The organism is Cuneatibacter caecimuris (assembly GCF_004216775.1).
In the GTDB taxonomy this organism is placed as follows: Bacteria; Bacillota; Clostridia; order Lachnospirales; family Lachnospiraceae; genus Cuneatibacter; species Cuneatibacter caecimuris.
Genome location: NZ_SGXF01000001.1, coordinates 778,747 through 803,498, shown reverse-complemented (window position 1 = coordinate 803,498; position 24,752 = coordinate 778,747). Strand labels below are relative to the sequence as shown.

Sequence of the window (24,752 nt, the reverse complement as noted above, 5' to 3'; positions counted from 1 at the left end):
CGATTTCAGGGAAAAAAGTCAATATGCAAATTCCCCAAACTTTTTCTGAAAAAATAAGCGGGCAAGAAAAAATGAGGATGGATTTTGCCGGATACTCTGAATTAGCCAGTATTTTACATAAAAATTTACCGGAAAGGAAATCTTATTATGAAAAAAGTTGCATTTCACACTCTGGGATGCAAAGTGAATACATATGAATCTGACGCAATGGAGCAGCAGCTGCGGCAGAGGGGGTACGAGATTGTCCCCTTTGAGGCAGGGGCGGACGTCTATGTGATCAATACCTGCTCCGTGACGAATATGGCGGACAGGAAATCCCGCCAGATGCTGCATCGGGCCAGGAAAATGAATCCTGAGGCTCTGATCGTAGCGGCAGGCTGCTATGTACAGGCTGTTTCCCCGGAGGCCTTGAAAGAGGCCGGGGTGGACCTGGCGGTAGGCAATGAGAAGAAAGGGAGTCTGGCGGATATTCTGGACCGCTGTTTTGCAGATAAAAATACGTCTCAGGAAGAAACAGTGACAGATATCGCCCGCCTCCATCCCTATGAAGAGATGGAACTGGAGACGGTGACAGACCATACCCGCGCCTTCATCAAGGTTCAGGACGGCTGCAATCAGTTTTGCAGCTACTGCATCATCCCTTATACCAGGGGACGGGTGCGCAGCCGGCGGCCGGAGCATGTGACGGAGGAGATCCGAAGGCTGTCCGGACAGGGCGTAAAAGAATTTGTGCTGACAGGGATTCACCTGAGCTCCTATGGGACGGATTTTACCGGGGAAGGAATTTCCCTGCTGACTCTGATCCGGCTGGTCCATGAGCTGCCGGGAGCAGAGCGGATCCGCCTGGGTTCACTGGAACCCAGGATTATTACGCCGGAATGGATTGAAGCAATACAGGGGCTTCCCAAGATCTGCCGCCATTTCCACCTTTCCCTGCAGAGCGGGTGCGACAGGACGCTGGAAAGAATGAATCGGCGCTACACTTCCGGGGAATACTTAGAAAAATGCTGTATGATCCGGGAAGCTTTTCCGGAGTCAGCCATCACTACAGATGTGATCGTGGGTTTTCCGGGAGAGACAGAAGAGGAGTTCAGCTGTACGAAGGCATTTCTGGACAAAATCGGATTTTATGAAATGCACATTTTTAAATATTCTCCGAGAAAAGGGACCAGAGCGGCTAAAATGCCGGAACAGGTGCCGGAACAGGTGAAAACGGTCCGGAGCAATGAACTGATTTCCCTGGAACGGGAGCAGTCCAGGCGCTTCAGAGAGTCCTTCGTGGGCAGGAGAGTATCCGTGCTTCTGGAGACCAGAGAGGTTCTGGACGGAGCTGCATACTGGGTGGGCCATACCAGAGAATACGTGCGGGCCGCTGTGCCGGAAGGGCCTGCAATGGGCGCAAATCAGGTGGTGGAAGGAGTGCCTTCCGGTTTCCTGACAGAAGAGATACTTTTGATGGAGGATGAAAATTGAAAGCTTGTCAAAGGAAAAGTACTTGCCTTATGAGAAAAAGTATATTACAATATACCCAAATGGTTTTTAGGGAGGCAGCCGCATGGAGAATCTGACACAGACACAATTTTTTAGACCTGAGCTGGAAAAACAGGCAGATGTCAGCGAAGTCCTGTCTCAGGTATACGCAGCTCTGAAGGAGAAAGGATACAACCCCATCAGCCAGATTGTAGGATATATCATGTCCGGAGACCCTACTTATATTACAAGTTATAACAGCGCCAGAAGCCTGATCATGAAAGTGGAGCGGGACGAGATTCTGGAGGAACTGCTGAAGAACTACGTGGCATATAAGCTGGAAAAATAATCCGGGACGGAGGAATTATGAAGGTAATGGGCCTGGATTTTGGGTCAAAGACAGTGGGTGTTGCAGTGAGCGACGCCCTTTGTCTCACTGCCCAGCCATACGAAACGATTGTGCGGAAATCAGAAAATAAATTGCGGCAGACCCTGTCACGAATTGAAGAGATTGTGAAGGAACAGGGAATAGAAACCATTGTGCTGGGTCTTCCAAAGAATATGAACGGCACAGAAGGGGAACGTGTAGAGAAAACGAAAGAGTTTCAGGAAATGCTGATACGGCGCAGCGGGTGCAGCGTGGTGCTCTGGGATGAGCGGCTCACTACTGTGGCGGCGGAGCGCGTCCTGATGGAGAGCGGAGTGAGGAGAGAACACAGAAAGGAGTTTGTGGACCAGATTGCTGCGGCGATGATTTTGCAGGGATATCTGGATGCGCATGGACGGAATGCAGGAGAAAATAAAATTTGATACAGAAGAAGGCGCTGTAGAATTCTTTGTGCTGGAGGAGACCAGGGTAAACGGATGCAATTATCTGCTGGTGACGGACAGCGAGGAGGAAGAAGCGGAGGCCTTTATTCTGAAGGACGTTTCTGACGCGTCAGAGGCAGAAGCGGTATATGAGATGGTGGAAGACGGGACAGAATTGGAGAGCGTGTCTAAAATTTTCACGGAATTGCTTGAGGACATCACTTTTGAATGACCAGATGAACATGGATTGGAACGTATCATCGTCTGAGGACGGTGTTATTTGCGTATAAAAAGAAACGAAAAATATTAAAATAGAATATATGGAGGTAAGAAATTGAAGAAAACAACAGCAAGCACAGACGCCCGGGTGAAAATTATACCGTTGGGGGGTCTGGAGCAGATCGGAATGAACATGACTGCCTTTGAATATGAAGACAGTATTATTGTGGTGGACTGCGGCCTGTCCTTTCCCACCGACGATATGCTGGGCATCGACCTGGTGCTGCCGGATATCACCTATCTGAAACAGAATATCGATAAAGTAAAGGGCTTCTTCATTACCCATGGTCATGAGGACCACATCGGCGCGCTGCCTTATGTACTGAAGGAAGTGAATGTGCCTGTGTATGCCACGAAGCTGACCCTGGGCATTATTGAAAACAAACTGAAGGAACACAATATGATGAAACAGGTGAAGCGGAAGGTTATTAAATACGGCCAGTCCGTGAATCTGGGCTGCTTCCGTGTGGAATTCATCCGCACCAACCACAGCATTGTGGACGCAGCTTCTCTGGCTATCTTTACCCCTGCCGGGGTGATCGTCCATACCGGCGACTTTAAGATCGACTATACGCCGATTTTCGGGGACAGCGCGGATCTTCAGCGCTTTGGCGAGCTTGGAAAGAAAGGCGTGCTGGCGCTGCTCTGCGACAGTACCAACGCAATCCGGGCCGGCTTTACCAGTTCAGAGCGCACGGTAGGGCACACCTTTGACAATATTTTTGCGGAGCATTCCAACAGCCGCATTATTGTGGCCACCTTTGCATCCAACGTGGACCGGGTGCAGCAGATCATCAACTCTGCCTGCAAATACGGACGCAAAGTTGTGGTAGAAGGCCGCAGCATGGTGAACATCATCGGGACGGCCATGGAACTGGGATATATTAATATCCCTGAGGGAACACTGATTGATATCGAACAGCTGAAAAATTATCCGGACGAAAAGACAGTATTGATCACCACAGGGAGCCAGGGGGAATCCATGGCCGCCCTTTCCCGGATGGCTTCTTCCATTCACCGAAAAGTTTCAATTAAACCAGGGGATACGGTGATCCTCAGTTCCACGCCGATTCCCGGAAACGAGAAGGCAGTGGCCCGGATTATCAACGAGCTGTCCATGCAGGGAGCGAATGTGATCTTCCAGGATACCCATGTATCGGGACATGCCTGCCAGGAAGAGATCAAGCTGATGTACTCCCTGGTGCGCCCCAAATACTCTGTGCCGCTGCACGGAGAGTTCCGCCACAGGAAGGCGCAGGCGGGTATTGCGGAAAGCCTGGGCATTCCCAAGGACAATATTTTCATGCTGAATTCCGGGGACGTCCTGGAAATGGGCATGGAAGGCGCGGCTGTAGTGGATCAGGTGACCCATGGGGCGGTTCTGGTGGACGGCCTGGGCGTGGGGGACGTGGGAAATATTGTACTTCGCGACCGGCAGAACCTGGCACAGGACGGCATTATCATTGTGGTGCTAACGCTGGAGAAATACAGCAACCAGCTGCTGGCAGGCCCGGATATTGTGTCCAGAGGCTTTGTGTATGTGAGAGAGTCTGAGAACCTGATGGAAGAGGCCCATGCCGTGGTGGAGACTGCCACCTACGACTGCCTGAACAAAGGGGTGACGGACTGGGGAAAGATCAAAAATGTGATCCGGGACAGCCTGGGCGATTTCCTGTGGAAACGCATGAAGCGCAGTCCCATGATTCTTCCGATTATCATGGAAGTAGATTTATAATGGCAGAGGGATAATGGCGAAAAAAAGAAAGAGATCATCCACAGAAAAATCAATTATGATTATGAAAGCTTCTCTGAAGATATTCCTGTTTGCCGTGGCGATCGTCCTGTTCTATGAGGGCGTCACCAGAGGGTACAAGCTGGGTTATGATCTGTTTTATGGGGAAGCTGTGGAAGCTGCGCCGGGCCGGGATATCACTGTGACGATCCCGGAAGGCGCTTCTGCCGCCGAAGTGGCGGAGATCCTGGAGGAAAAGGGGCTGATTACAGATCCCTTTCTGTTTCAGATTCAGGAAAAGTTCTTTTCTAAAAAGATCTTTTCCGGCGAATTTGTACTGAATACTTCAATGAACAACCGCGAGCTGATCCGGCAGCTGAGCGCTGCGCCGGGAAGCGGCTGAAAGGATAAAAATGGAGTGGGAAAGAATCGGGACTTTTATCAGGTCCCTGGAAGAACCCGGCACGCCTTTGCTGGAAGAAATACGCCGGGAGGCTCTGGCGGAAGATGTGCCGGTGATCCGGCCTGAGACCGGCAGCTTTCTGAAAACCCTGCTGCTGCTGAAACGTCCGAAGCAGGTGCTGGAGGTGGGCACCGCAGTGGGATATTCCGCGCTGCTGATGTGCGAGGCGCTGGAGGAAGACGGCCGGATCACCACCATTGAAAAATACGAAAAACGGATTCCGAAAGCCCGGGAGAATTTCCGCCGGGCAGGCCGCCAGGAGCGGATCACTCTGCTGGAAGGAGACGCGGCAGAGATACTGAAAGGGCTGGAAGGGCCTTTTGACATGATTTTTATGGATGCGGCAAAAGGGCAATATCTGAATTTTCTGCCGGATGCGCTGCGCCTTCTGGCTCCGGGTGGCCTGATGGTTTCAGATAATATCCTTCAGGACGGGGATGTGCTGGAATCCAGGTTCGCAGTGGCCCGCAGGGACCGTACCATTCACAGCAGGATGCGGGAGTACCTGTATCTGCTGAAGCATACAAAAGGGCTGGCCACCTCCATCGTGCCTATAGGAGACGGTGTGGCAGTCAGTGTGAAGGAATGAGGAGAGTAAAGTTGAGACACCCAGAATTGCTGATTCCGGCGGGAAGCCTGGAAGTGCTGAAGATCGCGGTGATTTACGGAGCGGATGCAGTTTATATCGGAGGGGAAGCCTTTGGCCTGCGTGCAAAGGCGAAGAATTTTTCCCGGGAAGAGATGAGAGAAGGTATTGACTTTGCCCATGCCCGGGGCGTGAAGGTCTATGTGACTGCTAATATTCTGGCGCACAACAGTGATCTGGCCGGGGCGAAACAGTATTTTGAAGAGTTAAAAGAGGTAGGCCCGGACGCCCTGATAATTTCAGACCCGGGCATTTTTGCCATTGCGAGAGAAGTATTGCCTGAAATGGAAATACACATCAGCACCCAGGCCAACAACACGAATTACGGCACTTATCTGTTTTGGCATGGACTGGGCGCAAAGCGGGTGGTGTCGGCCAGAGAGCTGTCCCTGCAGGAAATCCGTGAAATCAGGGACCATATCCCTGAAGATTTGGAGATTGAAACATTTGTCCATGGGGCCATGTGCATTTCCTATTCCGGACGCTGTCTGCTGAGCAACTATCTGACAGGGAGGGATGCCAACCAGGGGGCTTGCACCCACCCCTGCCGATGGAAATATGCCCTGATGGAAGAAACCAGGCCCGGAGAATATATGCCTGTGATTGAAAATGACAGGGGCACGTTTATTTTCAATTCTAAAGACCTGTGTATGATCGAACATCTTCCCGACCTGCTGGACGCAGGGGTGGACAGCCTGAAGGTGGAAGGCCGCATGAAGACGGCGCTTTATGCAGCGACGGTGGCCCGAACCTACAGGAAGGCGCTGGACGATCTGGCGGAATCCCGGGAAAAATACCAGGAGAACCTGGAGTGGTATAAACAGGAAATCGGCAAATGCACTTTTCGGGAGTTTACGACAGGATTTTTTTATGGAAAGCCGGGAACGGAGGCGCAGATTTACGGGAACAGCACTTATGTGAAAAACTATACATTTCTGGGTATTGCGGAGCAGACAGATGAAAGCGGAAGGCTGCTGCTGATGCAGCGCAACAAATTTTCCGTGGGGGAACGCATAGAACTGATGAAGCCCGACGGGCGGAATCTGGAAGTGACAGTGCATTCTATTACAGACCTGGATGGAAACTCACAGGAGAGCGCCCCCCATGCCAGACAGATGGTCTGGGTGGATTTGGGGGCTGAAGCGGAAAGATTTGATATCCTGCGCAGAGAGGAATAGGAGGGGGCAATGGTGATTACTGTGGTATACGGTGTTCTGGCGGTGATATGCCTGGGATATTTTGCAGGGATTGTAATTTATACCCAGACCGTGGGTTTTGCCCTGTTCTGGCTGCTGACTGGACTGCTGCTCTGCGCGGCCGGCGCCTACTGCGCTTACCGCAGGAAGCATCCTGACAGGCTGGAAATGCCCCTGATGCTGAAGAGCGCAGTTTTCACCTGTGTGTCCGTGGGATTTCTCATATTAGCCGCCGCAGGCATTACAATTTTTATGGATACGGAAGAAGAAGCGCCGGAGGATCTGGATTATCTGATTGTGCTGGGGAGCAAGACAGTGGGGAGGGAGCCTTCGGATACGTTGAAGCTCCGTCTGGACGCGGCGCTGGAATATCTGCAGGAGAATAAAAAAACCCGGGTGATTCTTTCCGGCGGAAAAGGGAGCGGAGAGGACTGGACCGAGGCCCAGGTCATGTACCTATATCTGAAAAATGCAGGGGTGCAGACCCACCGTATGGTGATGGAAACACAATCCACTGACACAGAAGAGAATGTTATCTATTCTCTGAATCTGGTAAAAAAGACTGATACGGTAGGAATTGTAACAAATGATTTTCATCTCTGCAGAGCTCAGGCCCTGGCGAGAAAGCAGGGAAAGACAGAGGTCTATGGGATTCCCGCAAAGTCCAACTGGTTCCTGCTACCAAACCAGACGGTACGGGAATGCTTTGCCCTGTTAATTGAGAAATTTATGGGAAATATCTGAATGAAATAAAAATGGAGGGTTTTAATGGATATTAATAAAATGACAGCGTATACCTGCGAACTGGAAGAGAAAGTGCCGGAGCTGGGAGGGACTGCCTGGCTGCTGCGCCACAAAAAAAGCGGCGCGCGCCTGTTTCTGGTTTCCAATGAGGATGAAAACAAAGTATTTACGATCGGATTCCGCACTCCGCCCGCGGACAGCACGGGACTGCCCCATATCCTGGAACACTCCGTGCTCTGCGGATCAGAACAATTCCCTGTGAAGGACCCTTTTATAGAACTGGCCAAGGGCTCCCTGAACACTTTTCTGAACGCGATCACCTATCCGGACAAGACGATTTATCCCATCGCCAGCTGCAACGACCAGGATTTTCAGAACTTGACGGCGGTCTATATGGACGCTGTGCTCCACCCCAATATCTATAAAAGTGATAAGACCTTCCGGCAGGAGGGATGGCACTACGAGCTGGAGGATACTGCCTCAAAGCTGAGCTATAACGGAGTGGTTTATAATGAAATGAAAGGCGCGTTTTCTTCCCCGGAAAGTGTTCTGGACCGGCTGACCAGCCAGGTGCTGTTCCCCGATACTCCTTATGCTTTTGAATCCGGCGGAGATCCGGCGGATATTGTGGACCTTAGCTACGAGGACTTCCTGAAATTCCACCAGACTTATTACCATCCCTCCAACAGTTTTATCTATCTGTATGGGAATATGGATATGGAAGAAAAGCTGGAATGGATGGACAGAGAATACCTTTCCCACTATGACGCAGTGAAAGTGGATTCAGAGATTCCGGAGCAGAAACCGTTTGAACAGGATGTGTATAAGACGGCCTGGTATGGGATTTCCGAAGAAGAGACGGAGGAAAACAGCGCTTATCTTTCCTGGAACAAGGTGACCGGTTCTGTTCTGGACCCCAAAAGATATATGGCTTTCCAGGTGCTGGAATACGCCCTTTTGGGAGCCCCCGGCGCCCCTTTGAAGAAGGCGCTGACTGACGCGGAAATCGGCCGGGATATTTACGGCGGTTATGACAGCAGCATGCGGCAGACCAGTTTCAGCGTGGTGGCGAAAGGAGCGGACGCGGACAGGCTGGAAGAGTTTCTTCAGATCATCCGCGGAACCCTGGAGCAGCTGGCGGAGCAGGGAATCAGAAAGAAATCCCTGCTGGCAGGAATCAATCACTGTGAATTTAAGTGCAGGGAGGCGGATTTCGGCTCTTACCCCAAAGGGCTGATGTATGGGATACAGTGTTTCGACAGCTGGCTTTACGATGACAGCGCTCCGCTGATGCACCTGAAATATGAAGATACCTTCCGGTTCCTGAGGGAACAGGTGGATACGGGATATTTTGAAGGGCTGATCCGGGAATACCTGCTGGATAATCCTCATGGAGGGGTTGTTACGCTGCTTCCGAAAAAGGGATACACGGCACAGCTGGAAGCAGAGGCGGAAAAACGCCTAGAAGATTATCAGAAATCTCTGAGCAGCCAGGAATTAGATCAGCTGGTGAAGGATACGGAAGAACTGCGCGCTTACCAGGAAGAACCGTCCACAGAAGAGGAATTGAAAACTGTGCCAATGCTGCAGGTTTCAGATATCGGGAAAAAGGCTGCGGGATTTCATAATGAAGAAAAGAATATCGGGGGAATGCCTGTCGTATTCCACAGGCTTTTTACAGGAGGAATCGGATACATTTCTTTCCTGTTTGACGCGTCTTCTGTAGCGACGGAGGACCTGCCCTATCTTTCACTGCTGAAAACGGTTCTGGGGCAGCTGGATACGGAACATTTCAGCTATCAGGAGCTGACTGATGAAATCAATATTGCCACCGGAGGGTTTGGCGCGTCTCTGGGCATCTATACTCAGGCAAAGGATATGAATTCCTATGATCTCCGTCTGGAAACGGGTTACAGGGCGCTGTATGAGAATATGGGGAATGGACTGTCCCTGCTGCGTGAAATTCTGTTCACTTCCCGCCTGGATGACACGAAGCGGATACGGGAGATCGTGGGCCAGCTGGCTTCCCGGTCTCAAATGGCGCTGAATAACGCCGGGCATACCGCCGCAGTGGTCCGGGCAGGCTCTTATCTCTCAGAGAGCGCATGGGTGATGGACACCACTTCCGGCATTGGCTACTATCATTTCCTGGAAGATCTGCTGGCTCATTTTGAAGAGCGGAAGGAAGAACTGACAGAGAAGCTGAAGGAGGTGGCCGGCCAGATATTCCGCAGAGAAAATGTAATTGTCAGCTATACCGCAGAGGCGGAAGGGCTGTCTGTTCTGGAGCAGGAACTGCCCGATCTGGCAGATTCCTTGCCGGAAGGCTTCCAGCCGGGAAAGAAAAGAGAGATTGCCCTGGAGAGAAAGAATGAAGGGTTCAAGACAGCGTCCCAGGTCCAGTATGTGGCCAGGGCCGGAAGCTTCCGGAGCGCCGGCTATGATTATACAGGGGCCATGCGGGTGCTGAAGGTGATCCTGAATTATGAATACCTGTGGCAGAAGCTGAGAGTGAAGGGCGGCGCTTATGGCTGCATGAGCGGCATGGGGCGCAGCGGCGAAAGCTATCTGGTGTCCTACCGGGATCCGAATCTGAGAGAAACAAACGAGGTTTACGAAGGTCTGCCGGAGTATCTGCGCCAGGTAGAAATCAGCGGACGGGATATGACGAGATATATCATTGGCGCGGTCAGCGATCTGGATACGCCTTTGACGCCCAATGATAAAGGGCGGCGTTCCATGGGCGCTTATTTAACAGGCGTGACGGAAGAGATGATACAGAATGAGCGCGACCAGGTGCTGGGCTGTACGCAGGAAGATATCAGGGCTTTGTCCGGCCCTGTGGCGGCTGTGCTTGCTTCAGACTGCCTTTGTGTCATTGGGAATGACGAGAAAATTGAATCAGAAAAAGAAATGTTCGGCAGCGTCAGCACGCTGTTCCACTAATGAGGAGAATGAATGAAACAGGAATATAAATCTGGCTTTGTAGGGCTGATCGGCCGCCCTAATGTAGGGAAATCCACTTTGATGAACCGTTTGATCGGGCAGAAAATTGCCATCACCTCCAAAAAGCCCCAGACCACCAGAAACAGGATACAGACAGTTTACACGGACGAGCGGGGGCAGATTATATTCCTGGATACCCCGGGCATTCACCAGGCTAAAAACAAGCTGGGAGAATATATGGTAAAAGTAGCAAACAGGACGCTGTCCGAAGTGGATGTGATCCTGTGGCTGGTGGAACCCAGCACCTTTATCGGCGCGGGAGAGAAGGAAATTGCCAGGCAGCTGTCCATGGTAAAAGCCCCGGTGATTCTGGTGATTAATAAAGTGGATACCGTCCAGAAGGAGCAGGTGCTGCGGTTTGTGGACGCCTACCGCGGGCTGCTGCAATTTGCTGAAATTGTCCCTGTTTCCGCGCTGAAAGGGCTCAATACGGACACTCTGCTGGATATACTGTACCGTTATCTGCCCCAGGGGCCCCAGTATTATGATGAAGACACAGTTACAGACCAGCCCATGCGGCAGATCGTGGCGGAAATGATCCGTGAAAAGGCGCTGCGGTGCCTGGACGATGAGATTCCCCACGGAATTGCAGTGGTCATAGACAGGATGAATGAGCGCAAGGGCGGGGGGATCATGGATATTGAGGCCACCATTGTCTGTGAAAGAGAATCCCACAAAGGAATTGTGATCGGAAAAGGCGGGCAGATGCTCAAGAAGATCGGCTCCGCCGCCCGGCACGATGCGGAAGAAATGCTGGAAATGCAGGTGAATCTGAAGCTGTGGGTAAAGGTGCGCAAGGAGTGGCGTGATAACGATCTGTATCTGAAGAATTACGGATATAATCCGAAAGAAAAGTAGGACCGGCGGAAAGGAGGCGGCATATGAGCGATGCGGTTGTGCTGACGGGGATGGTGCTGTCGGCAGTGGCGGCCGGCGAGTATGACCGCCGCCTGGTGCTTCTGACAAGAGAAAGGGGAAAAATCACCGCTTTTGCCAGGGGCGCCAGGCGCCAGGGCAGCGCGCTGCTGGCGGCGTCCCGGCCGTTTGCTTTCGGACAGTTCACTGTATACGAAGGGCGCTCTGCCTATACCATGCAGTCCGCTCAGATTGATCATTACTTTGCGGAATTCGGTTCTGATCTGGAAGGGATGGCTTATGGCTGCTATTTTCTGGAGCTTGCCGGGTATTTTTCCAGGGAGAATGTGGACGGCGCCCAGATGCTGAACCTGCTTTACCTGTCCCTGAAAGCGCTGCAGAAACCGGCTCTTCCGAACCCCCTGGTGCGCCGGATCTATGAACTGCGCACGCTGGTTGTGCAGGGGGAATATCCGGAAACGTTTCAATGTCCGGGCTGCGGTAAAGATCTGACAGAGGGACAGTACATACCGGAGCGGGACGCAGTGTTCTGCCGGGGATGCCTGAACGGAAAGATAATTGGTCACGACCTATCACCGGCGGGCCTCTACGCGATGCAGTATATAATCGGAGCCCCGCTGGAAAAACTCTATACTTTTACGCTGAAAGAGGACGTTTTCCAACAGGTGGAGAGGGCGGTGCAGGCGTGCCTGAAGCGGTATGTCCGTCAGGAATTCCCCTCCCTGACTGTGCTGGATGCAATTACTACTTGAAAAAATATGGAAATGCATGTAAAATAGCAGTCAGAGTATTTTCCGGCTGCAGGGCCGGACCAAATTAGGAGGCAAAGATGAGAAAATCAGCAGTGCGCCTGCTGGCTGTACTGATGGCAGTATGTCTGCTGCCGGCAGCCGGATGCGGAAAGAAAAATGAATTGGTTGTGGAATCCTATACAGACGAAAACGGTAATGTTGTTTACAGCTCCCGTGAGGCAGGAGACATTGATAAGAGAGAGAATAATTTTGCCCCTGCAAAGGCCGGTATATTTGTGAGAGTGGACGGCACTGTGACAGGAGCGAATGTGGAGAAGTTCGATACCGGAGAATACAGCGAATCCGGCCTGAAGGAATTTGTACAGAAGCATCTGGAAGAGTATAATAAAGAGACTTCCAAGATCACTGTGGGCGGAGATACCTATGCGGTGGGAGGAAAGGACGCGGTGAAGCTCAACAGCCTGTCCGTCAAGAATGATATGGCTACGCTGCTGCTGGATTACAAGAGCTGCGCGGATTATCTGGCCTTTAACTGTGAAGATCCTGAAGCGCTGAAGGACGGAGGAGAAGTCTTCTGGATCAGAAGCGTTGCGGACGCCCAGAAGAGCGGGGTGACCTTCGAAAATATGAAAACAGCGGACGGTCAGGACGTCTCTGCGGAAGAGATCGGGAAAAATGCCCAGTATCATGTAGTGGCAGTGGATTTCGGCGCCTCCATGCAGCTGCATGGGGAGGTTGTCTTTGCCAGCAGCGGAGTGAAGGTAACAGATCCCACCCATGTTGAGACGACGGGCGGCAGCATTTCTTATATAATATTTAAATAACAGGATCGAGGAGAGTATCGCATAATGGAAAAGACAATGGATAAAATTGTTGCGCTGGCAAAGGCCAGAGGCTTTGTATATCCGGGTTCGGAGATTTACGGCGGCCTGGCGAATACCTGGGATTACGGCAACCTGGGCGTGGAGCTGAAGAATAATGTGAAAAAAGCGTGGTGGCAGAAGTTTGTGCAGGAGAGCCCCTATAATGTGGGCGTGGACTGCGCGATCCTGATGAACCCTCAGACCTGGGTGGCCTCCGGCCATCTGGGCGGATTTTCTGATCCTTTAATGGATTGCAAGGAATGCCATGAGCGTTTCCGCGCAGACAAGCTGATTGAAGACTACAATGAGGAAAACGGAATCCAAATCGAGGGCTCAGTGGATGCCTGGAGCCAGGAACAGATGAAGGCTTACATTGATGAACATCAGATTTCCTGTCCTACCTGCGGGAAGCATAATTTTACAGATATCCGCCAGTTCAACCTGATGTTCAAGACGTTTCAGGGCGTCACGGAGGATGCGAAGAATACGGTATACCTCCGCCCGGAAACAGCTCAGGGAATATTTGTCAATTTTAAAAATGTACAGCGCACCTCCAGGAAGAAGATTCCCTTCGGGATCGGCCAGATCGGCAAATCTTTCCGCAATGAGATTACTCCCGGAAACTTTACATTCCGTACCCGTGAGTTTGAACAGATGGAGCTGGAGTTTTTCTGCGCGCCCGGAACAGACCTGGAGTGGTTCCAGTATTGGAGAACCTTTTGCATTGACTGGCTGAAGAGCCTGGGAATCAAGGAAGAAGAGATGCGGGCCCGGGATCATTCTCCGGAAGAACTCTGCTTCTACAGCAAGGGAACCACGGACATTGAGTTCCTGTTCCCCTTCGGCTGGGGCGAGCTGTGGGGAATCGCGGATCGTACGGATTATGACCTGACCCAGCATCAGAATACCTCCGGCGAAGAGATGTCCTATTTTGACGATGAAAAGAAAGAAAAGTATATTCCATATGTAATTGAGCCTTCTCTGGGCGCGGACCGCGTGACACTGGCGTTTCTGTGCTCCGCTTATGACGAGGAGGAGCTGGAGGGCGGCGATAAGAGAACCGTCCTGCGCTTCCATCCGGCCATCGCTCCAGTGAAGATCGGAATCCTGCCTCTTTCTAAGAAACTGAATGAGGGCGCTGAGAAACTGTACGGGGAGCTGTCTAAAAAATATAACTGCGAATTTGACGACAGAGGAAATATCGGGAAGCGCTACAGAAGGCAGGATGAAATCGGAACCCCTTTCTGCGTGACCTATGATTTTGATTCAGAGACGGACGGGTGCGTGACCGTGCGTGACCGGGATACCATGGAGCAGGTGCGCGTTCCCATGGCAGAGCTGCAGAATTATTTTGCGGACAAATTTGATTTCTGAAAGTCAGTCTGAGGCAGCATGGGCTGCTTTGCTGATAAAATAAAAAAGGAGGTATTTCAAGATGAAATTCTTTATCGACACAGCGAATGTGGATTATATCCGCAAGGCGAATGATATGGGTATTATCTGCGGCGTGACCACCAATCCGTCCCTGATTGCCAAGGAAGGCCGCGATTTTAAACAGGTAATTGAGGAAATCACGTCTATTGTTGACGGCCCCATCAGCGGCGAAGTGAAAGCGACTACCACGGATGCAGAGGGTATGATCGCGGAGGGAAAAGAAATCGCTGCGATCCATCCCAATATGGTAGTGAAGATTCCCATGACCGCAGAAGGCCTGAAAGCAACGAAAGCCCTGTCCGCAATGGGTGTGAAGACAAATGTGACTCTGGTATTCTCCGCGGCGCAGGCCCTGTTGGCGGCAAGAGCAGGAGCTGCTTATGTTTCTCCTTTTTTGGGACGTCTGGATGATATTTCTATGCCGGGCATTGATTTGGTGCGGACGATTTCCGAAATCTTTGCCCTTCACGGGATTGAGACAGAAATTATCGCAGCCAGCGTGCGCAATCCCATCCATGTGATCGACTGCGCCATGGCAGGCGCGGATATCGCGACAGTGCCCTACAGCGTTCTGGAGCAGATGATCAAACATCCCCTGACGGATCAGGGCATTGAGAAATTCCAGGCGGATTACAAGGCTGTATTCGGTGAATAACCCTGGCGGAACTGCCTTTGATTTGATGGAAGAAATGAATCCCGGTTTTCAGGAATTATCAGGCCTGAAAACCGGGATTTCTGGCATTCTTTCCGAAAAATTCAAAAGAAATTCCGGTTTTTTGCCCGCTCTGTTTTCTGCTGCAGAAAAAAATACAGAAAAATTTACTTTCTTTTTTGGCAGGAATTGACTTTAACTCATTAATGCGCTATAATGCTACGCATGACAAAGAGGTCCTGTGGCTTTGATAGCCTGCACGGATGTGCGGCAGGTCAGAGCTTTTTTCTTTTTTAGCAGGCAGCTGTGGGAAAGACAGGAAGGCTTTGAGGAGTAAAAATGAGAAAACAGGAGGTTGCCAGATGTCTTACGTTGATGAGGTTATGCAGAGAGTTGTAGAGAAGAATCCTTCCGAAAAGGAATTCCACCAGGCAGTGAAGGAAGTGCTGGATTCCCTGCGCGTGGTAATTGAAAAGAATGAAGAGAAGTATAGAAAAGACGCGCTGCTGGAACGCATCACAGAACCGGAAAGGGTGATTTCTTTCCGCATTCCGTGGGTGGATGATAAGGGACAGGTACAGGTGAACCGCGGATTTCGCGTACAGTTTAACAGCGCCATCGGACCTTATAAAGGCGGCCTGCGTTTACATCCTTCTGTGAACCAGGGCATTATCAAATTCCTGGGTTTTGAGCAGATCTTTAAGAATTCCCTTACAGGGCTGCCTATCGGCGGAGGCAAAGGCGGTTCTGATTTTGATCCTAAAGGTAAATCTGACAGAGAAATCATGGCGTTCTGCCAGAGCTTCATGACGGAACTGCATAAATATATCGGCGCGGATACAGATGTGCCTGCCGGGGATATCGGCGTGGGCGGAAGAGAGATCGGCTATCTTTATGGCCAGTATAAAAGGCTTACCGGCCTGTACGAGGGCGTTCTCACCGGCAAGGGGCTGACTTACGGCGGTTCCCTGGCCAGGACAGAAGCAACGGGATACGGACTGGTTTACATGCTGGATGAGATGCTGAAAGCAAACGGCAAAGCCATTGCGGGAAGCACAGTGGTGATTTCCGGTTCAGGAAATGTGGCAATTTACGCGACTCAGAAGGCGCAGCAGCTGGGGGCAAAAGTAGTGGCGCTCAGCGATTCCAACGGCTATGTATACGATAAGGACGGAATTGACCTGGATCTGGTGCGAGAGATCAAGGAAGTGCGCAGAGGCCGGATTAAGGAATATGTGGAAGCAAGGCCCGGGGCAGTTTATACAGAAGGTAAGGGGATCTGGACCGTTCCCTGTGATATCGCCCTGCCTTGTGCGACGCAGAACGAGCTGGGCCTGGAGGATGCGAAGGCTCTGAAAGCAAACGGCTGCTATGCTGTGGCGGAAGGGGCAAATATGCCGTCCACCAGAGAGGCTACTGATTTCTTCCAGGAAAACGGTATGCTGTTCATGCCCGGAAAGGCTGCCAACGCCGGCGGCGTGGCTACCTCCGCTCTGGAAATGAGCCAGAACAGCCAGAGACTGTCCTGGAGCTTTGAAGAAGTGGACGCAAAGCTGCATGAAATCATGATTGGAATCTTTAAGAAGGTAGATGAAGCGTCGAAACGCTACGGCCTGGAAGGCAACTATGTGGCAGGCGCCAATATCGCCGGATTTGAGAAGGTTGTGGAAGCGATGAACGCCCAGGGGGTTGTGTAATCCGGACGCAATTTCATATGAAAAAATAAAAACGGACCAGCGTATGGCGGAAATCCCGGCATGCCTGGTCCGTTTGGCTGTTTCAGGAAAAGCTTGCCGGCGAAAGGTTGACTTTTATCCTTTGGAATGGGATAATGAAACTGTATTCTTTTATATAGTTGGAGACTCCCTGATTTATCAGGGGAAATAGAATGTACATAAAGGAGAAAGAAATGAGGAATCAGAGATCCGGAGACCTGTTTATGGGGCTCATGTTTGTTCTGCTGGGCGTGGTGCTGGTGCTGAAGGTGTGCGGCGTGGCATTCGATATATTCTTTGCAGGCTGGTGGACGCTGCTGATGATCATACCCGCAGTGGTCAGCATATTGAAAAACGGTCCGAAAACCGGCAATGTGCTGTGCCTGGTGATCGGCGTGCTTCTGCTGTGCTCCGCCAGGGGATGGCTGCCTTTTGGCGGCAAACTGGTTCTGCCGCTGGGGCTGGTGGCGCTGGGCATGATCTTAATATTTGACAATGTCAGGAGGAAATAGAAAGCCTGCCGCAGGAGGAGAAAACCCCGGACCTTTCCTACAGGAAACGGTTCAGGGTTTTGCTGTAGATATAATCGTAGTCGGCCAGCGTTTCACAGATTGCTTCTGCATCCGCTTCATTGGCTTCGCAGAAAGCCTCCAGGCTGGGGTAGAAGTCCCGGAGCTGTGTGTTCAGATAGCTGACCAGGATCACGGGGTCTTTCGGCAGTTTCATAGTGAATCCTTTCCGGCGCGGGGCGCCTGTTTAAACTGTTACTATCATATGCAAACAGGAGAAAAATGTCAAGCGCAGGCCGGAAATTATATAAGCATGAAATCAAGAGGGAGGTATGAATATGGCTTATTATTGTAATGTATGCGGAAAACCACTGCAGGGGAATGAACGTGTCTGCCCCTACTGCGGGGCGCTGGTGCCGGATAATCAGGAGCCGGTGAAATACAGCGACAGATGGAACGGGGATCAGAACTGGCTGTGGCAGGCCTGATTATCGGTATTATCAGTACTGTATGGGCGGCATTTGTGCTTCTGGCCTCCTGCTGAAGGGTGAAAAATAAAGCGCTTTCAGGAAATTCTTGAATTTTTGTGGATAATTTATCATAAAGGATGAAACGAAACGCAAAAAAGTCCGCCTTTTCGGAAATATTTTCGCGGGAAAAGCGTGGACAGGCCGGAAAAATGTGGTATAATAAAAAACAGACAATTTGGATGAACGGCTGTATGTCCGGAATCCGGATGAGACAATCATTAGGAGGTATACAATGAGCAAGAAATGGGTTTATTTATTCAGAGAAGGCAATGCAGAAATGCGCAACCTTCTGGGCGGCAAAGGCGCGAACCTGGCCGAGATGACAAACCTGGGCCTGCCGATTCCTCAGGGCTTTACCGTGACGACAGAAGCATGTACGGATTATTATGACAGCGGGAAAAAGATCACTGACGAAATCCAGGGACAGATTTTTGAGGCATTGAAATGGCTGGAGCAGGAAAATGGAAGGACCTTCGGAGATACAGAAAATCCCCTGCTGGTTTCCGTACGTTCCGGAGCGCGCGCGTCTATGCCGGGCATGATGGATACAATCCTGAACCTTGGCCTGAATGACGTTTCTGTGGAAGGTTTTGCAAAAAAGACCGGAAACGCCAGATTCGCATACGATTCTTATAGAAGATTTATTCAGATGTTCTCCGACGTGGTGATGGAAGTGCCCAAGTCTTTCTTTGAAAAGATCATTGACGAAGTAAAGGAAGCCAAGGGCGTTCACTATGACACTGAGCTGACCGCAGAGGACCTGAAGGAACTGATCGCCAGATTCAAGGGCGTTTATAAAGAGGCTATGAAAGGGGAAGAATTCCCTCAGGATCCCAGAGTGCAGCTGATGGAAGCAGTAAAGGCTGTGTTCCGTTCCTGGGACAACCCCCGCGCCATTGTTTACAGACGAATGAACGATATTCCCGGAGACTGGGGCACTGCAGTGAATGTGCAGACCATGGTTTTTGGTAATATGGGAGATACCTCCGGCACCGGCGTGGCCTTTACCCGTAACCCTTCTACCGGAGAAAGAGGCATTTTCGGCGAATACCTGATCAATGCCCAGGGTGAAGACGTGGTTGCCGGCGTGCGCACACCTCAGCCGATTGCAAAGCTGGCAGAGGATATGCCTGAGTGCTATGCTCAGTTCATGGAGCTGGCGATGAAGCTGGAAAACCATTACCGCGATATGCAGGATATGGAATTCACCATCCAGGAAGGCAAGCTGTATTTCCTGCAGACCAGAAACGGCAAGAGAACAGCCCCTGCAGCCATTCAGATCGCCTGTGACCTGGTGGATGAAGGAAAGATCACTCCCGAAGAAGCAGTATGCCGCATTGACGCCAAATCTCTGGACCAGCTGCTGCACCCTACCTTTGACGAGGATGCGCTGAAAGCCGGCGAAGTGATCGGTTCCGCACTGCCCGCTTCTCCCGGCGCTGCTGCCGGTAAGGTGTATTTCACCGCTGATGAGGCGAAGATGGCTCATGCAAAAGGCGAGCGCGTCATTCTGGTCCGTCTGGAGACTTCTCCTGAGGATATCGAAGGAATGCACGCAGCAGAAGGTATTCTGACCGTACGCGGCGGCATGACTTCTCACGCTGCAGTGGTTGCCCGCGGAATGGGAACCTGCTGTGTGTCCGGCTGCGGGGAAATCAAGATCAACGAAGAAGAAAAGAAATTTGAACTGGGCGGCCATACGTTTACAGAGGGAGATTACATTTCTCTGGACGGCAGCACCGGTAAAATCTATAAAGGCGATATCAAAACAGTAGAGGCTTCTGTAAGCGGCAACTTCGGACGCATCATGATGTGGGCTGACCGTTTCCGCAAGCTGCAGGTACGCACCAACGCGGACACACCTGCGGATACAGAAAACGCAGTGAAGCTGGGCGCGGAAGGCATCGGCCTGTGCCGTACGGAGCATATGTTCTTTGAGCCTGACCGCATCCCGAAGATCCGCAAGATGATCCTTTCCGAGACCCAGGAAGCCCGTGAAGAAGCTCTGATGGAACTGCTGCCTTTCCAGAAGGAAGACTTTAAGAGAATGTATAAGGCCCTGCGCGGCCGTCCGATGACCGTCCGCTACCTGGATCCGCCGCTGCATGAGTTCGTTCCCACCGATCCGGAAGATATCAAGGCTCTGGCAGAAGATATGGGGCTGACCATCGAACAGGTGCAGGCAAAATGTGACGAACTACATGAGTTCAATCCCATGATGGGACACCGCGGCTGCCGTCTGGCAGTGACCTTCCCGGAAATCGCTAAGATGCAGACAAGAGCAGTGATCGAGGCTGCCATCGAAGTGAAGGAAGAGTGCGGATATGATATTGTTCCTGAAATCATGGTTCCGCTGGTGGGCGATAAGAAAGAATTGAAATTCGTCAAAGAAGTGATCGACCAGACAGCAAAGGCTGTGATGGAAGAAAAAGAACTGTATATTAACTACCATGTGGGAACTATGATTGAGATCCCCCGCGCGGCCCTTCTGGCTGACGAGGTAGCCGAGGAAGCTGAATTCTTCTCCTTCGGTACCAACGATCTGACCCAGATGACCTTTGGTTTCAGCCGTGACGATGCAGGTAAATTCCTGAGCTCTTATTATGAGAGCAAGATTTACGAATCTGATCCCTTTGCTCGTCTGGACCAGAACGGCGTTGGCCAGCTGGTGAAGATGGCGGCAGAAAAAGGCCGCAGCGTCCGCAAGGATCTGAAGCTGGGAATCTGCGGCGAACATGGCGGAGATCCGTCATCTGTGGAATTCTGCCACAAGGTAGGGCTGACCTATGTGAGCTGCTCACCCTTCCGCGTGCCCATCGCAAGATTGGCAGCAGCACAGGCGGCGCTGAATAATAAATAATAAATGCTGGGATTTTTGTTAAAAGGCAATCTCAAATAGCCAAAAAGTTTGCCCCAAATAAGAAGTAAAGACCTTGTACTATGTAGCCCATAGTATGAGGTCTTATTTTTTACCACCGCCGAGCCGGTAAACGCGCATTGAAAACTGCTGGCAATGGTTTTTCTGGATTATTTCTAAAACAGATGCTATAATGTGGTTAAACAAGGAAAGGGGGAAATCAGCCAATGCCTGAAATTAGTCTATTTTATGATATACGCATCACAATGTATTGGAGTGACCACAACCCTCCGCATTTCCATGCAGAACTGGGAATTATCAGAGGATAATAAACCGTTGGACAGAATTAACCCGTTAATTTAAAAAAGAGGTGAACTGTTTGAGTGATAATAGACTTGATGCCCGTTTCTATCCAGAGATGTATCAGGTTGTAGCCAATAAGATTTTGGTTGCGGCAGGAGCAGGAATATTAACCGTTACCGATAAGTATATAGGCAGTATAATACTGGCGACAGAGATGAGCTGACAGTATTCTTATATGAAAATGCAATACATGGAATTTCTCTGTAATTGCAGATTGTGAGGTACAGGCTATGAAAGGGTTTAAAAGAGAAAATCCGCTATTTTCACTTTGCGGACTGAATTGCGGCTTATGTTCTATGCATCTGGGCGGGCATTGCGGCGGCTGTGGATTTGGTAATCAGTCATGCCCTATAGCAAGATGTTCCTTAGAACATGGTTCCATAGAATACTGCTTTCAGTGCGGGGAGTATCCATGTGAGAGGTATGAATACATAGACGAGTATGATTCTTTTATTACGCATCAAAAGCGAAAAGCGGATCTGCATAAGGCGCAGCAATGCGGCATAGAAAAGTATAATGTGGAACAGAAAAAGAAAGCGGAAATACTGGATCATTTGTTGGATCAATATAATGATGGCCGAAAGAAGACGCTGTTCTGTTTGGCGGTCAATCTTCTGGAATCAGATGAATTAGAAGCAATCGTCAAAAGAGCTGATTCGGAGACTTCAGAGATGCCAAGAAAAGAAAAGGCGGCGTTTGTTTCAGCTCTTCTTCAGCAGCATGCATCGGAGAATGGTTTTGAGCTGAAATTGAAAAAACGAAAATGAGTGATCGGGCAGAGTATCAGACTGGCAAATATAATAGGCCGGCAGGGCGGACATGAGGAGAAAGATATGGCTAATCAGTATCAGGTAATAGATGAAAAAACATGGAAAAGGGTAATGCACTGCATGGTTTTCAGAAACAGTGTTGAACCGGCATTCTGCGTAACATTTGAAGCGGATATTACGAAGTTCAGGCGTATGGTTAAAGAGCAAGGACTTTCTTTCACGCTGGCAATGGTGTACGCAGTCTGCAAATGTGCCAATGAAATAGAGGCGTTTCGCTACCGGTTTGCCGATGGAAAGATCGTTTTGTTTGATAAAATAGACACGGCCTTTACTTACCTGGATCAGGAGACAGAACTGTTCAAGGTGGTTAACGTGCCTATGCTTGATGATTTGAAAGAATACTGCGCATTGGCTGCCCAAACTGCCCAGAAGCAGAAAGAGTATTTTACAGGCCCCTTAGGAAATGATGTGTTTCAGTGCTCCCCTATGCCCTGGGTAACTTATACGCATATTTCTCATACGAATTCAGGAAAGCAGGAGAATGCAACCCCTTTGTTTGATTGGGGAAAGTATTATGAAAAAGAGGGAAAAACAGTGATGCCGGTATCCGTACAGGCCCATCATTCGTTTGTTGACGGAATTCATATCGGGAAATTTGTTGAAAAATTGCAGGGCTTTTTGGATAGGTGGTAAAAGCGGCCGGCACAATAACATTTCGGAAATGTTTGCCGTGGGATACGGATTGTATTTTTTGCAGGTAAGTTATTATTACCAGCAGCAGTAGTTTGCACACTAAATTCCTATTGACAAAGTAGGATATAGCATTTATGATTACTATAAACCTATGAATAAGATAGGTTTTAAAGCACAGCGCAATTGAAACGGAGGATGTTATGTCAAGTCAAATACTTCAAATAAAAAAATTATCAGTCAATGTGGAAGAGAAGGAGATCCTGCATGGGATTGATCTGCAGATTGGAAAAGGAGAAACCCATGTGCTCATGGGGCCTAACGGAGCCGGAAAATCCACGCTGGGTTACGCCCTGATGGGAAATCCGCGCTATGAGATTACAGGCGGAGAGATCTGGTTCCAGGGGAAGCGGATTGAAGAGGAATCCGCGGATCAAAGGGCCAGGGCAGGGATGTTTCTTTCTTTTCAGAACCCATTAGAGGTTCCGGGATTATCTTTAAACGGATTTATCCGCAGCGCCTTGTCCGCAGGACAGGGAGGGAAGCTCCGGTTCCGGGAATACAGGAAAGAGCTGGCCAGAGCCATGGAATTGCTTCAGCTGGACGGAACTTTTGGTGAACGGGAACTGAATGTGGGTTTTTCAGGAGGAGAAAAGAAAAAATCAGAAATCCTGCAGATGCTTATGCTCAAGCCGGTTCTGGCCATCCTGGATGAGACAGATTCCGGGCTGGATGTGGATGCAGTGCGCACAGTATCTCAAGGTGTGGAAGCCTTTCAGAAAGACAGGAAGGGCAGCTTGCTGATCATCACCCACAGCACCAGAATCCTGGAATCCCTGCATGTGGATTATACCCATGTGATGGTGGACGGGAGGATCGTGACGACAGGGGACGGCGCGCTGGTGGAACAGATCAACCGGGAGGGCTTTGAACCGTTTATGAATCCGGAAGCTGTGGAAAGGAGCTGATTTGATGGAAGAAAAAACCTTTGTGGATGATATAGACAGAAGCATCTACGATATAAAAAATGAGGAAAAAGATGTATACCGCCTGCAGGAAGGGCTGACGTCAGCCATTGTCCAGCAGCTTTCCAGAGAAAAAAACGATCCTGCCTGGATGGAACTGTTCCGCCTGCGGTCTCTGCAGATCTATAACAATATGAAAATACCGGATTGGGGTCCGTCTCTGGACGGCCTGGATATAGACCATATTGCCACCTATGTACGCCCGAATACGAAGATGAAAAGGAAATGGTCAGAGGTTCCGGAAGAGATCAAAGAAACCTTTGAGCGTTTGGGAATTCCGCAGGCGGAGCGAAAATCCCTGGCCGGGGTAGGCGCGCAGTACGATTCTGAGTTAGTTTATCATAACGTGCGGCGGGAAGTGGCGGAGCAGGGCGTGGTCTATACGGACATGGAAAGCGCGCTGACCGGGGAGTACGCGGATATGGTGAGAAATCATTTTATGAAGCTGGTGAAGCCCACAGATCATAAATTTGCCGCTCTCCACGGGGCTGTGTGGTCCGGCGGTTCTTTTGTATATGTTCCGCCGGGCGTTTCCGTGACCATACCGCTGCAGTCCTATTTCCGCCTCAACGCGCCTGGGGCAGGGCAGTTTGAACACACGCTGATCATCGTTGACGAAGGGGCGGACCTCCATTTCATTGAGGGATGTTCCGCGCCGAAATACAATGTGGCAAATCTCCATGCGGGATGTGTGGAGCTGTATGTGAGAAAACATGCCCGTCTCCGGTATTCCACTATAGAGAACTGGTCTAAAAATATGTATAACCTGAATACAAAAAGAGCAGTAGTGGAAGAAGGAGGGACCATTGAGTGGGTGTCCGGGTCTTTTGGGTCCCACGTTTCCTGCCTGTATCCCATGAGCATCCTCAAGGGAAGAGGGGCCAGAATGGAGTTTACGGGCATTACGTTTGCGGGGAAAGGACAGAACCTGGACACCGGAGCAAAGGTGGTGCACAGCGCGCCGGAAACAACTTCTTTTATGAATACCAGGTCCATTTCCAAAGACGGAGGGATCAGCACCTTCCGCAGTTCTGTGGTTGTGTCAAAGGGGGCCGGGAAAAGTAAGGCAGCAGTATCCTGCCAGTCTCTGATGCTGGATTCCCAGTCCCGTTCGGACACGATTCCGGCTATGGATATCCGTACTCAGGACGCGGACATCGGGCATGAAGCCAAGATCGGAAGGATCAGCGATGAAGCAGTATTCTACCTGATGTCCAGAGGGCTCAGCGAGGAAGACGCAAAAGCGATGATTGTCAGCGGTTTTGCGGAAAATGTATCCAAAGAACTGCCTCTGGAATATGCGGTGGAAATGAACAATCTGATCCGTCTGGAGATGAAGGGAAGTATTGGCTGAAGCCTGTATTATAGGA

General features: G+C 50.5%; 26 protein-coding genes. 25 read left to right on the top strand and 1 reads right to left on the bottom strand.

The features are described 5' to 3' along the window. The first annotated feature begins 147 nt into the window (after positions 1–147). The 17 genes from mtaB (at position 148) to EV209_RS03730 (ending at position 17,150) form a co-directional block, all read left to right on the top strand. Positions 148–1,473: a tRNA (N(6)-L-threonylcarbamoyladenosine(37)-C(2))-methylthiotransferase MtaB gene (gene mtaB, locus EV209_RS03810; RefSeq protein ID WP_130433202.1), complete on the top strand. Its 1,326-nt coding sequence runs from the start codon at positions 148–150 to the stop codon at positions 1,471–1,473. Positions 1,474–1,555: 82 nt separating this feature from the next. Continuing rightward, on the top strand, positions 1,556–1,819 hold the full coding sequence (locus EV209_RS03805) for an IreB family regulatory phosphoprotein (protein WP_130433200.1): 264 nt from the start codon (positions 1,556–1,558) through the stop codon (positions 1,817–1,819). Positions 1,820–1,836: 17 nt separating this feature from the next. After that, positions 1,837–2,280, top strand: a complete 444-nt coding sequence (gene ruvX, locus EV209_RS03800) for a Holliday junction resolvase RuvX (RefSeq protein WP_130433198.1) — start codon at positions 1,837–1,839, stop codon at positions 2,278–2,280. Then, on the top strand, positions 2,258–2,512 hold the full coding sequence (locus EV209_RS03795; RefSeq protein ID WP_243647484.1) for a DUF1292 domain-containing protein: 255 nt from the start codon (positions 2,258–2,260) through the stop codon (positions 2,510–2,512). Before ruvX ends, EV209_RS03795 begins: the two co-directional genes overlap by 23 nt. Positions 2,513–2,614: 102 nt before the next feature. Further along, positions 2,615–4,294, top strand: coding sequence for a ribonuclease J (locus tag EV209_RS03790; protein WP_130433196.1), 1,680 nt, complete (start codon positions 2,615–2,617; stop codon positions 4,292–4,294). A 13-nt stretch (positions 4,295–4,307) separates the two neighbouring features. Further along, a complete protein-coding gene (locus EV209_RS03785; RefSeq protein ID WP_130433194.1) occupies positions 4,308–4,694 on the top strand; it encodes an endolytic transglycosylase MltG in 387 nt (128 codons plus the stop codon). A gap of 10 nt (positions 4,695–4,704) precedes the next feature. Next, positions 4,705–5,343, top strand: a complete 639-nt coding sequence (locus EV209_RS03780) for an O-methyltransferase (protein WP_130433192.1) — start codon at positions 4,705–4,707, stop codon at positions 5,341–5,343. A gap of 11 nt (positions 5,344–5,354) precedes the next feature. Beyond that, a complete protein-coding gene (locus tag EV209_RS03775; RefSeq protein ID WP_130433190.1) occupies positions 5,355–6,578 on the top strand; it encodes a peptidase U32 family protein in 1,224 nt (407 codons plus the stop codon). A gap of 9 nt (positions 6,579–6,587) precedes the next feature. Continuing rightward, positions 6,588–7,340 carry a YdcF family protein gene (locus EV209_RS03770; protein WP_130433188.1) on the top strand — a complete coding sequence of 251 codons (753 nt, stop codon included), beginning with the start codon at positions 6,588–6,590 and terminating at the stop codon, positions 7,338–7,340. 24 nt (positions 7,341–7,364) lie between these two features. Further along, on the top strand, positions 7,365–10,286 hold the full coding sequence (locus EV209_RS03765; RefSeq protein WP_130433186.1) for an insulinase family protein: 2,922 nt from the start codon (positions 7,365–7,367) through the stop codon (positions 10,284–10,286). 12 nt (positions 10,287–10,298) lie between these two features. Continuing rightward, on the top strand, positions 10,299–11,204 hold the full coding sequence (era, locus tag EV209_RS03760) for a GTPase Era (RefSeq protein WP_130433184.1): 906 nt from the start codon (positions 10,299–10,301) through the stop codon (positions 11,202–11,204). A 23-nt stretch (positions 11,205–11,227) separates the two neighbouring features. After that, positions 11,228–11,974, top strand: a complete 747-nt coding sequence (recO, locus tag EV209_RS03755; protein WP_130433182.1) for a DNA repair protein RecO — start codon at positions 11,228–11,230, stop codon at positions 11,972–11,974. Positions 11,975–12,051: 77 nt separating this feature from the next. Further along, positions 12,052–12,798, top strand: coding sequence for a hypothetical protein (locus tag EV209_RS03750; RefSeq protein WP_130433180.1), 747 nt, complete (start codon positions 12,052–12,054; stop codon positions 12,796–12,798). A gap of 24 nt (positions 12,799–12,822) precedes the next feature. Then, positions 12,823–14,211, top strand: a complete 1,389-nt coding sequence (locus tag EV209_RS03745; protein ID WP_130433178.1) for a glycine--tRNA ligase — start codon at positions 12,823–12,825, stop codon at positions 14,209–14,211. 61 nt (positions 14,212–14,272) lie between these two features. Continuing rightward, on the top strand, positions 14,273–14,926 hold the full coding sequence (gene fsa, locus EV209_RS03740) for a fructose-6-phosphate aldolase (RefSeq protein WP_130433176.1): 654 nt from the start codon (positions 14,273–14,275) through the stop codon (positions 14,924–14,926). Positions 14,927–15,285: 359 nt separating this feature from the next. Then, positions 15,286–16,620: an NADP-specific glutamate dehydrogenase gene (gdhA, locus tag EV209_RS03735; protein ID WP_130433174.1), complete on the top strand. Its 1,335-nt coding sequence runs from the start codon at positions 15,286–15,288 to the stop codon at positions 16,618–16,620. A 212-nt stretch (positions 16,621–16,832) separates the two neighbouring features. Then, on the top strand, positions 16,833–17,150 hold the full coding sequence (locus EV209_RS03730) for a LiaF transmembrane domain-containing protein (protein ID WP_130433172.1): 318 nt from the start codon (positions 16,833–16,835) through the stop codon (positions 17,148–17,150). A 37-nt stretch (positions 17,151–17,187) separates the two neighbouring features. Here EV209_RS03730 and EV209_RS03725 read toward each other — a convergent pair whose 3' ends face one another. After that, on the bottom strand, positions 17,188–17,364 hold the full coding sequence (locus EV209_RS03725) for a DUF4250 domain-containing protein (protein WP_130433170.1): 177 nt from the start codon (positions 17,362–17,364) through the stop codon (positions 17,188–17,190). 121 nt (positions 17,365–17,485) lie between these two features. Between EV209_RS03725 and EV209_RS03720 the strand changes: the two genes are divergently transcribed. From EV209_RS03720 to sufB, 8 genes are all read left to right on the top strand, one after another. Next, positions 17,486–17,635, top strand: coding sequence for a zinc-ribbon domain-containing protein (locus tag EV209_RS03720; protein ID WP_165388803.1), 150 nt, complete (start codon positions 17,486–17,488; stop codon positions 17,633–17,635). A 274-nt stretch (positions 17,636–17,909) separates the two neighbouring features. Then, entirely contained in the window at positions 17,910–20,537 is a 2,628-nt protein-coding gene (ppdK, locus tag EV209_RS03715) for a pyruvate, phosphate dikinase (RefSeq protein WP_130433166.1), read from the top strand. A 224-nt stretch (positions 20,538–20,761) separates the two neighbouring features. After that, complete coding sequence (locus tag EV209_RS16940) at positions 20,762–20,863, top strand: DUF4160 domain-containing protein (protein WP_334295309.1); 102 nt, start codon at positions 20,762–20,764, stop codon at positions 20,861–20,863. A 50-nt stretch (positions 20,864–20,913) separates the two neighbouring features. Then, positions 20,914–21,060 carry a hypothetical protein gene (locus EV209_RS16235; RefSeq protein WP_165388802.1) on the top strand — a complete coding sequence of 49 codons (147 nt, stop codon included), beginning with the start codon at positions 20,914–20,916 and terminating at the stop codon, positions 21,058–21,060. A gap of 67 nt (positions 21,061–21,127) precedes the next feature. Continuing rightward, positions 21,128–21,664, top strand: coding sequence for a DUF3795 domain-containing protein (locus tag EV209_RS03705; RefSeq protein WP_130433164.1), 537 nt, complete (start codon positions 21,128–21,130; stop codon positions 21,662–21,664). Positions 21,665–21,730: 66 nt separating this feature from the next. Beyond that, positions 21,731–22,360 carry a CatA-like O-acetyltransferase gene (locus EV209_RS03700; protein ID WP_130433162.1) on the top strand — a complete coding sequence of 210 codons (630 nt, stop codon included), beginning with the start codon at positions 21,731–21,733 and terminating at the stop codon, positions 22,358–22,360. Between the two features lie 200 nt (positions 22,361–22,560). Further along, on the top strand, positions 22,561–23,325 hold the full coding sequence (sufC, locus tag EV209_RS03695; protein WP_130433160.1) for a Fe-S cluster assembly ATPase SufC: 765 nt from the start codon (positions 22,561–22,563) through the stop codon (positions 23,323–23,325). A 4-nt stretch (positions 23,326–23,329) separates the two neighbouring features. Continuing rightward, on the top strand, positions 23,330–24,736 hold the full coding sequence (sufB, locus tag EV209_RS03690; protein WP_130433159.1) for a Fe-S cluster assembly protein SufB: 1,407 nt from the start codon (positions 23,330–23,332) through the stop codon (positions 24,734–24,736). Positions 24,737–24,752 lie beyond the last annotated feature (16 nt).

Coding starts and splice junctions, on each gene's coding strand:
- sufC (WP_130433160.1), top strand. CDS start 22,561: ATGTCAAGTCAAATACTTCAAATAAAAAAATTATCAGTCAATGTGGAA.
- sufB (WP_130433159.1), top strand. CDS start 23,330: ATGGAAGAAAAAACCTTTGTGGATGATATAGACAGAAGCATCTACGAT.
- gdhA (WP_130433174.1), top strand. CDS start 15,286: ATGTCTTACGTTGATGAGGTTATGCAGAGAGTTGTAGAGAAGAATCCT.
- EV209_RS03700 (WP_130433162.1), top strand. CDS start 21,731: ATGGCTAATCAGTATCAGGTAATAGATGAAAAAACATGGAAAAGGGTA.
- ruvX (WP_130433198.1), top strand. CDS start 1,837: ATGAAGGTAATGGGCCTGGATTTTGGGTCAAAGACAGTGGGTGTTGCA.
- EV209_RS03725 (WP_130433170.1), bottom strand. CDS start 17,364: ATGAAACTGCCGAAAGACCCCGTGATCCTGGTCAGCTATCTGAACACA.
- EV209_RS03765 (WP_130433186.1), top strand. CDS start 7,365: ATGGATATTAATAAAATGACAGCGTATACCTGCGAACTGGAAGAGAAA.
- EV209_RS03795 (WP_243647484.1), top strand. CDS start 2,258: ATGCAGGAGAAAATAAAATTTGATACAGAAGAAGGCGCTGTAGAATTC.
- EV209_RS03730 (WP_130433172.1), top strand. CDS start 16,833: ATGAGGAATCAGAGATCCGGAGACCTGTTTATGGGGCTCATGTTTGTT.
- era (WP_130433184.1), top strand. CDS start 10,299: ATGAAACAGGAATATAAATCTGGCTTTGTAGGGCTGATCGGCCGCCCT.
- EV209_RS03785 (WP_130433194.1), top strand. CDS start 4,308: ATGGCGAAAAAAAGAAAGAGATCATCCACAGAAAAATCAATTATGATT.
- EV209_RS03805 (WP_130433200.1), top strand. CDS start 1,556: ATGGAGAATCTGACACAGACACAATTTTTTAGACCTGAGCTGGAAAAA.
- EV209_RS03720 (WP_165388803.1), top strand. CDS start 17,486: ATGGCTTATTATTGTAATGTATGCGGAAAACCACTGCAGGGGAATGAA.
- EV209_RS03750 (WP_130433180.1), top strand. CDS start 12,052: ATGAGAAAATCAGCAGTGCGCCTGCTGGCTGTACTGATGGCAGTATGT.
- EV209_RS03745 (WP_130433178.1), top strand. CDS start 12,823: ATGGAAAAGACAATGGATAAAATTGTTGCGCTGGCAAAGGCCAGAGGC.
- ppdK (WP_130433166.1), top strand. CDS start 17,910: ATGAGCAAGAAATGGGTTTATTTATTCAGAGAAGGCAATGCAGAAATG.
- mtaB (WP_130433202.1), top strand. CDS start 148: ATGAAAAAAGTTGCATTTCACACTCTGGGATGCAAAGTGAATACATAT.
- EV209_RS03705 (WP_130433164.1), top strand. CDS start 21,128: ATGAAAGGGTTTAAAAGAGAAAATCCGCTATTTTCACTTTGCGGACTG.
- EV209_RS03770 (WP_130433188.1), top strand. CDS start 6,588: ATGGTGATTACTGTGGTATACGGTGTTCTGGCGGTGATATGCCTGGGA.
- recO (WP_130433182.1), top strand. CDS start 11,228: ATGAGCGATGCGGTTGTGCTGACGGGGATGGTGCTGTCGGCAGTGGCG.
- EV209_RS16940 (WP_334295309.1), top strand. CDS start 20,762: ATGCCTGAAATTAGTCTATTTTATGATATACGCATCACAATGTATTGG.
- EV209_RS03780 (WP_130433192.1), top strand. CDS start 4,705: ATGGAGTGGGAAAGAATCGGGACTTTTATCAGGTCCCTGGAAGAACCC.
- fsa (WP_130433176.1), top strand. CDS start 14,273: ATGAAATTCTTTATCGACACAGCGAATGTGGATTATATCCGCAAGGCG.